General features: G+C 32.9%; 6 protein-coding genes, 1 pseudogene and 1 riboswitch. Of the genes and pseudogenes, 3 read left to right on the top strand and 4 right to left on the bottom strand.

The annotated features are described in order from the left end of the window. Positions 1 to 276 precede the first annotated feature (276 nt). The 4 genes from V7014_RS08065 to V7014_RS08050 form a co-directional block, all read right to left on the bottom strand. Entirely contained in the window at positions 277 to 786 is a 510-nt protein-coding gene (locus V7014_RS08065) for a DUF3916 domain-containing protein (RefSeq protein WP_335505975.1), read from the bottom strand. A gap of 372 nt (positions 787 to 1,158) precedes the next feature. Then, the gene (metE, locus tag V7014_RS08060; protein ID WP_335505973.1) at positions 1,159 to 3,459 is read right to left on the bottom strand and encodes a 5-methyltetrahydropteroyltriglutamate--homocysteine S-methyltransferase; all 2,301 of its coding nucleotides are present in this window, start codon (positions 3,457 to 3,459) and stop codon (positions 1,159 to 1,161) included. Between the two features lie 129 nt (positions 3,460 to 3,588). Continuing rightward, a riboswitch (cobalamin riboswitch) is annotated at positions 3,589 to 3,779 on the bottom strand. 174 nt (positions 3,780 to 3,953) lie between these two features. Next, positions 3,954 to 5,171, bottom strand: coding sequence for an MFS transporter (locus V7014_RS08055; protein WP_335505971.1), 1,218 nt, complete (start codon positions 5,169 to 5,171; stop codon positions 3,954 to 3,956). A 129-nt stretch (positions 5,172 to 5,300) separates the two neighbouring features. After that, positions 5,301 to 5,891: a TetR/AcrR family transcriptional regulator gene (locus V7014_RS08050; protein WP_335505970.1), complete on the bottom strand. Its 591-nt coding sequence runs from the start codon at positions 5,889 to 5,891 to the stop codon at positions 5,301 to 5,303. Positions 5,892 to 6,039: 148 nt separating this feature from the next. On the opposite strand from V7014_RS08050, the gene V7014_RS08045 reads away from it, so the two are divergent. The 3 genes and pseudogenes from V7014_RS08045 to V7014_RS08035 all read left to right on the top strand — a co-directional run. Beyond that, a complete protein-coding gene (locus V7014_RS08045) occupies positions 6,040 to 6,798 on the top strand; it encodes an AAA family ATPase (protein ID WP_335505968.1) in 759 nt (252 codons plus the stop codon). 116 nt (positions 6,799 to 6,914) lie between these two features. After that, a complete protein-coding gene (locus tag V7014_RS08040) occupies positions 6,915 to 7,430 on the top strand; it encodes an RNA polymerase sigma factor (RefSeq protein WP_335505966.1) in 516 nt (171 codons plus the stop codon). After that, positions 7,423 to 7,772 (top strand): annotated as a pseudogene (locus V7014_RS08035) (anti-sigma factor); the annotation flags it as partial. The gene V7014_RS08040 and the pseudogene V7014_RS08035, both read left to right, overlap by 8 nt.

Raw genomic sequence — 7,772 nt, 5'->3', positions numbered from 1 at the left:
TTCTTCCACTAACCTGCCCGTCTGTTGCAATAGAAATAGGAGCTAAAAATAGCTCCCATTATTTCGTTAAAGCTCCCAATAGTTTAAGTGTAGTTCTTCACAAATTAAATATTAACTGGTTATTGGTATTCCTTACTAAATAAAATATTTTTATCTTTTAATGATATCTAAACCAATAAAACCAACCATTTTCCTTACTTTTGCTAGGCTCTGTTAAACAATAATGTTGTTTATTGATTAGGAACAGGGACATATGAATTTAGATTTCCCTTTCATTTATTGTAATTCCCCTATAAACCAAATTTCGCCTTCATAGTGGTATCCATCTTCATCTGTAATCACTTCTTTAAATCCTAATATTTGCAAATCTGTAGGAACAGCTAATCTCCATTCTGTTTGAATGTTTCTATCTTCAGTTAGATGAAGCCACTTTTGATAATCGTCATTCCTATTAAAGAAACCTTTAAAATGGGAGTCACCTTTAAATACAATAATTTGCGAATCCCACAAATCAGGTAAATCAACTGCAACCACTACTCGATATTTTTCTTTGTCAATTGGCTTCATTCCAATTAGATGTTCAGCTCTAGCCAACATTGTTTGGATACAGAGTCGTTTGATTTTTTTTGGAGTTTTGACGGAATTTATAAAGTCTTCAGCAACTGGTAGATGCAGATACCAATAACCATTGTAAAATTCTATTGGAAACTTCAATGTTTTTTCTTCAATTCGTTTAATCATATTAGTAGATTTACGTTTAATCCCACGAACTTTTTTCTCACGCATACTATTTCTCCTTACTTTTATTCTGTTCAAATAAGAACAGAGTTATTTAACGGAGTCGTGAAAGTTACAAATTTTTTTGGTGCTAAATGGACGTGTCGTACTTGATTCAAAGTAATAGGTTTTATCTATATTGAAATCTAAGATAATAATGAATATTAAAGGGCTATGTTATAAAAGAAAAATATAACATAGCTAGCCCTTAGATTATTTGGATGTTTTAATATTTTTTCTAGCTTGGTAACGTTCCATGGCTAATTGATATTATACTTTTTCTACCTGTGTAATTGGAAAGATTGATGAAACATGTACGGCTTTAGAGTTTTCGTCAATAGCAATCATAGTTAAATATTTTTAACTCCTTTAATTACTTAATTATATAGTTGTACTCACAGCTTCTTTATTACGAATGTATTCTGTTGCTTTCACCATGTTTTGTAAAGATGCGATTGTTTCTTCTTCTTTTCTTGTTTTTAATCCACAATCCGGGTTGATCCAGATTTGATCCTTAGGTAATGCAGCAGAGTATTTTATAATAATATCTGTAATTTCTTCTACTGATGGAACTCTTGGACTATGAATATCATATACGCCAAGGCCAATTCCTTTATCATAAGATTTCAGTTGTGATGATTGAAGTAACTCACCGTGACTTCTAGAAGTTTCGATAGAAATAATATCGGCATCTAGTTTGCTAATAACATCTAGGAAATGATTGAAATCGCAATAACACATATGTGTATGGATTTGTGTTGTTGCTTCAACAGAAGATGTTGCTAATAAAAAGGATTGAACTCCCCAATCTAAATACTCTTGCCAACCTTCTTTTTTAAGAGGTAGACCCTCACGTAATGCAGGCTCATCAACTTGAATCATTTTTATATCATTCTTCTCTAGAATTTTAATTTCTTTTTTAAGAGCAAGTGCGATTTGAAAACATACTTCTTTTCTAGAAAGATCATCACGAACAAACGACCAATTTAGAATTGTAGCCGGACCTGTCAACATTCCTTTCATGGGCTTATTAGTTAAACTTTTAGCATATAGACTTTCCCTTAATGTCATTGGTTCACTAAATGCTACGTCACCGAATATAACAGGAGGTTTTACACAACGTGAGCCATATGATTGTACCCAACCATTTGAGCTAAAAGCAAAACCAGTTAGTTTTTCTCCAAAGTATTCAACCATGTCATTGCGTTCAAATTCACCATGTACGAGTACATCTAATCCGATTTCTTCCTGAATTGTAATCCATCTATCAATTTCGGATTCTATGAATTCATTATATTGAGTATCAGTCCATTCTCCATTTTTGAATTGACGACGTGCATTACGAACTTTCACTGATTGTGGGAAGCTACCAATTGTTGTAGTTGGGTAGTCTGGTAGTTTCCAATACTTTTGTTGAATTACTTTTCTTTGTTCGAAGCTTTCACTGCGTTTGAAATCTTGACAAGTAATGTTCTTAACAGCTGAATGAACATCTGATCTATTTCGAGCAGGGGCCATATTTAATATCTTTATATCTCTTCTATTTTGTTCGAAAGCTTCTGTAATACTGTTTGAATTATTTTCATAGCTAGTTTTCAATAGTTGTATTTCTTGTAATTTCTCATCTGCAAATGCTAGCGCATTCTTTAATGTTTCTTCAAATTTTGATTCGTTTTTTATGTTAATTGGAACATGTAATAAACTACAAGAAGGCTGAATCCATACTCTATCTGTGTCAACTATATTCAAAATAGCATCTATGGTGTCTTTTTTCTTATTTAAATCAGCCTTCCAAATATTTCGTCCATCTATGATGCCTAGACCTAGTACTTTGTTTACTGGGAAACCAAATGTTTGGATATGTTTTATGTTTTGATTTAATCCATGAGCGAAATCTAATCCGATTCCTTGTACTGGTAATGATACGATTGATTCATAGTCATCTACTGCATCAAAATATGTTTGAAGCATTTTATTTAAAGAAGGAGCAGCTTCATGTAATTGTTCATATATATATTGAACGGTTTTCCATTCACTATTTGTAATAGATGTTACAAGAATTGGTTCATCGATTTGTACCCATTCGACACCTTCGTCTTGTAATTCTTTAAGAACTTGCTGATATAAGGGAATAAGTTGTAATAGGATACTTGGAATTTGGTTTTCATCATATCCTTTAGAAAGCTTTAGGAATGTATAGGGACCTACTATTACAGGCTTTCCTTTCACTCCAATCATTTCTTTCGCTTTTCGATAGGCCTTTAATGGCTTATTCTCAACTAGTTGAAATGTTGGGTTATTTAATTCTGGAATAATATAATGGTAATTCGTATTGAACCACTTTGTCATTTCAGAGGCAACAGCTGTATGATTACCTCTAGCCATTGAAAAATATTGAGATAATGGTATGTTACCGCTTATAGGGCCATAGCGATGTGGTACAAGACCAAACATTGTAGCAGTGTCAAGCATATGGTCGTAATAGCTAAAGTCATTTATTGGAATGAAATCAATTCCTTGTTCGATTTGTTTTTGAAGATTGGATAACAATACATTCTCTGTTAATTGTTCAAAGCTTTGTTCATCAATTTTTCCAGCCCAATATTGTTCTAGAGCTTTTTTCCATTCTCTATTTTCTCCAATACGCGGATAACCTAAATTACTTGTTTTCAAAATATTCATCTCCCTGTTTTTCAAATACATAAAAATAAAAAGGCACCTCTAACTTACCCCTAGAAAAAAGTTAGAAATGCCCATATGTATGCACAGGTTTATTCATTCTAACACCTCCCTATCTTCCGTAGGTAAAAAACAGTGTTGTTGGATTAGGCAGGTCTCCTGACTTAAGGATCATCATTAGTCACAATCTTCCCAATCGATATCGATCAGTGATATACATGTGCTAACTACTCTAATACAGTGGCGGGACCGCGTTGGATTTACACCAAACTTCCCTTTTAATTCTTAATACATATTAAGAAACCTATTCCCACAAATATTTATTTTTTGATAATTCTAAATAAACATACCGAATGATAACACTTTTACTGCTGAGCGTCAAACAAAAACAAAAAGAGAACAAAGATTACTGAAAAAACAGTATAGGTTATAAATATATGGACTAAAGAAAAGCTGACGAAAAGTAAACTTATTAATACTTATCGTCAGCTTTCTAACTATGAGCTTAATTCTGCTGTGGTCCTTTTCGTACTTTTTGAAAACGAAAGCCCTAAAGAAGGGATGCTTGCTAATGCTGTGAATAATGCAGCTATGAAATATACGATAAAGAGTGAAGTGCCTTGCATTATTACACCTGAAAAAGCATTTCCAATTAGCATCGCAGCTAACATGATTGGTGTAATAATACCATTTGTTCGACTAATAAATGCTTCATCAACGTACGTAATCATCAATGTACTAAGTTTGATTTGTATAAAAGCTACAAAGAATGAGCTTAAAAAAGTTAGCGATGCTGTTAAAACAAACCATGTTGACCATACTTCTAAGATTGTTGAGATGGACATGAATATGAGCGTGAATACAAAAGCAGCTCTTCCACTGATGCGTTCAGCGATAATCGCGGCAATAATCCCTCCTATAAACATTCCTAAACCGGCAATGGAAGTTAGCCATTGTAAGGCTTCTTTCGGTAAATCTAATCGATCTGTTACAAGAAACACTTCAAGTGGTTGTATAAGACCACCCGCTATTCCGATGAAGAAAAAGATGTAGCAAATTCTCCGTAAATTATTGCTGCTCCAAACATACTTAAAACCTTCTTTAATTTCTAACAAAACAGTTGAATTCTTATCGGGTACAAAGGAAGCATCTTTCGGTAAGAACAACGTAATAAGTGTTGATAAACCAAAGGTGATTATTAATAGATAAAGTGATGGCAAAATGCCAAATTGTGTATAAACGGTCGTTCCAATTATTGGTCCAATTATGACAAATATGGAACCCAAACTTTGTGATAAACCTAGTGCTACGCTAACTTGTTCTTCAGGTATATGTCTTTTGAAGATTTTTGAAGAAGAAGGTTGTGAAAACTGAGAAACAATAGCTGACACGAATGTAGCGAAGAAAATAGCTTGCCAAAACCCAAGTGAAACCGAAGTGATAATAAGCAGAATGGAAGCAATACTTAATAGTCCACCGCTAATAATGGTCTTCTTCGGATTCCAACGGTCAGCTAATGTTCCTCCTATAAATGAGAATAAAAACATTGGCAGAAATTCGATGACGGTTATTGCAGAAATAGCAACAGGATTTTGGTTTGTTTTTTCGATAACGAAATATAATATTGCCATATTTCGAATCCATATACTCATTTGATCTAGTAAATCGGAGCTTAAAATGATAAGAAAGATTCGATTTCTTATTAAGTCTTTCATTTACTCATGTCTCCTTTATTAGTAGTCTGAACGTTCGGTCTACAAAAGTGTAAAAAACAACCTGAACGTTCGGTTTATAAAATGTGTGAAAATTTTAGGTCAGAACATTCTCCGACCTATGTTTAAGAATTATCGTTTAGCTATTCCAGTTAATATAAGATCTATACTTTTACGATATAGTGCTTTCAATTGATCAAAATCCATTTCATAATACGCAACACCTAAGCCATTATGAAGAGCAAAAAGCATATACATAAGCTCCCGTGGATTTTCGTCAATAAATTCACCAGTTTTCATTCCATCCATGATGATTTTTTCATATGATTCATAATATTGATTTCGAATAATATTTAATAATTCAGATGTAGCTTCTTCATCTACAACTTCACTCGTACCATATTCTTCCATAGCTTTAAAAATTGGGTTTTGAAAATCTTTAACATAGTGCTCGGCAATAGCATATAGCTTCTCGATATTTGTTTTGCAAGTTACTTCTATTTTGTTCCATTCTTCTTTCCATTCATTTGCAGTTGTTTCTATAATAAACATAAAGAGTTTTTCTTTACTCTTAAAGTGGTAATAAATGCTGCCTTTACTACTTCCTGATGCGATTGTAATATCTTCCATCGAAGTCGCTGCATAGCCTTTTTGAGAAAATAATTCTTCAGCTATTTTGGCAATTTTAAGTTTTGTAGACGATCCTTCATTTTGTTTTCCCATATTAGCCTCCATAACTTCTAAACTGAACGGTTGGTCTACTAATAAGATATATATAATTACAATGACTGTCAAGAGAGAAATAAGGTAATATAAAAAGAAATGTAAGAGCCTATTGACGAATAAAATGATGAGGAGATTTCAATAATTCATGGAACTGACTGACTTTAATCAATTTATTAGAAGTGTAAAATTAAAGAGAAACCTAATACCTTCTACTTCCAAGTATCCATTTTCATTACCAGCTGTTCAATATTTATCTGAATTAAAGTTACATCCTAATGTAACCTTTATTGTTGGAGAAAATGGAAGTGGAAAATCGACAATCCTAGAAGCGATTGCTACATCTTATGGATTCAATCCTGAAGGAGGTACAAAAAATTTTAATTTTTCATCGTATGAATCGCATTCAGAGCTACATGATTTTGTCACTATAGTGAAAGGTGTGATGAAACCGCGTGATGGATTCTTTCTAAGAGCAGAGAGTTTCTATAATGTAGCAACTAATATTGAGGAACTGGATCGTGAGCATGGTGGGCCAAAACTAATTGATCAATACGGTGGTGTATCGCTTCATGAGCAATCTCATGGAGAATCGTTCATGTCATTATTAGTACATAAATTTAAAGGGGAAGGAATTTATATTTTGGATGAGCCTGAAGCGGCACTTTCTCCATCCCGTCAATTAACGATGATTGCCAGATTACATGAGCTTGTTGAGCAAGGTTGTCAATTTATCATTGCTACACATTCACCAATCTTAATGGCATACCCAAATGCAATCATCTACGAAATTAAAGAAGGTTATCATCGAGTATCATATAAAGAAACGGAGCATTATCAAATAACGAAATCTTTTTTAGATTATCCTGAGAGAATGTTAAGAGTGTTAATGGAGAAAAATGAATAAGAAGTAAAATAAAAATAAGAGAAATCTTATTTTTATTTTTTTTATAAAACTTTTTTACAGACAGCTGCGTCTTAGCATTGTCTTCAAAATTGATACGTATCAAGAGAGGTAATAACATGTTTTACAAAAAGAAAATAGAAAGAGATTTTATAACCTATGTAACAGAAAACCAACAAAGCTTATATCGATTTGCGTATAGCTATGTTAAAAATCAACAAGATGCTTTAGATATCGTCCAGGAATCGATTCGAAAAGGGCTTTGTTCCATCCAGAATATTCAAGAATCAGCCGCTATAAAAAGCTGGTTTTATCGAATTATTATTAATACGTCAATAGATATGATTAGAAAGCGTAAGAGGGAGCAATTAGTAGAAGATGAAACGATTGAGTTTATGGCACATGGCAATGAAGACAGCTATGAGGATATGGATTTAAGAGAAGCAGTTGAGGCATTACCTCATACATATCGCATGATCATTATTCTTCGTTTCTTTGAAGACCTTAAGATTGAGGAGATTGCACATATTCTTGAAGAAAATCCAAATACCATAAAAACTCGATTATATCGAGCATTAAAACTGTTACGAATGGATCTGGATTCCAGTCACTCGGAGGGAAAAATACATGAATAAATTAGAAGAATTGAAAAAAGAATATCATAACATTGAAATTCCAGCAGAACTATCAAGTATTGTTGAACAAACGATTCGTCAACATAAGAAAAAAACACCAAAGAAAATCCTTATTGGAGTATTAGTGGCAGCGAGTTTGTTTATAGCTAGTGTTAATACAAGTTCAACGATCGCATATGCGCTTTCGGATGTACCAGTTGTAGGTAAATTGGTTAAATTAGTTACATTTAGAGAATATCACTTCAATGATGAAACCTATAACGCTAATTTGAAAGTACCAGCAGTCACTAATTTAGAAAACAAAGAGCTAGAGAAGAGCTTAAATGAGAAATATCTTCAAGA

This window comes from Bacillus sp. JJ722, assembly GCF_036963345.1.
Classification (GTDB): domain Bacteria; phylum Bacillota; class Bacilli; order Bacillales; family DSM-1321; genus Bacillus_AD.
This window is presented reverse-complemented; position numbering and strand designations above follow the sequence as displayed.

Bases quoted from the DNA above. Each gene is read 5' to 3' on its own strand.
- metE (WP_335505973.1), bottom strand. From the start codon at position 3,459: ATGAATATTTTGAAAACAAGTAATTTAGGTTATCCGCGTATTGGAGAA.
- V7014_RS08065 (WP_335505975.1), bottom strand. From the start codon at position 786: ATGCGTGAGAAAAAAGTTCGTGGGATTAAACGTAAATCTACTAATATG.
- V7014_RS08040 (WP_335505966.1), top strand. From the start codon at position 6,915: ATGTTTTACAAAAAGAAAATAGAAAGAGATTTTATAACCTATGTAACA.
- V7014_RS08045 (WP_335505968.1), top strand. From the start codon at position 6,040: ATGGAACTGACTGACTTTAATCAATTTATTAGAAGTGTAAAATTAAAG.
- V7014_RS08050 (WP_335505970.1), bottom strand. From the start codon at position 5,891: ATGGGAAAACAAAATGAAGGATCGTCTACAAAACTTAAAATTGCCAAA.
- V7014_RS08055 (WP_335505971.1), bottom strand. From the start codon at position 5,171: ATGAAAGACTTAATAAGAAATCGAATCTTTCTTATCATTTTAAGCTCC.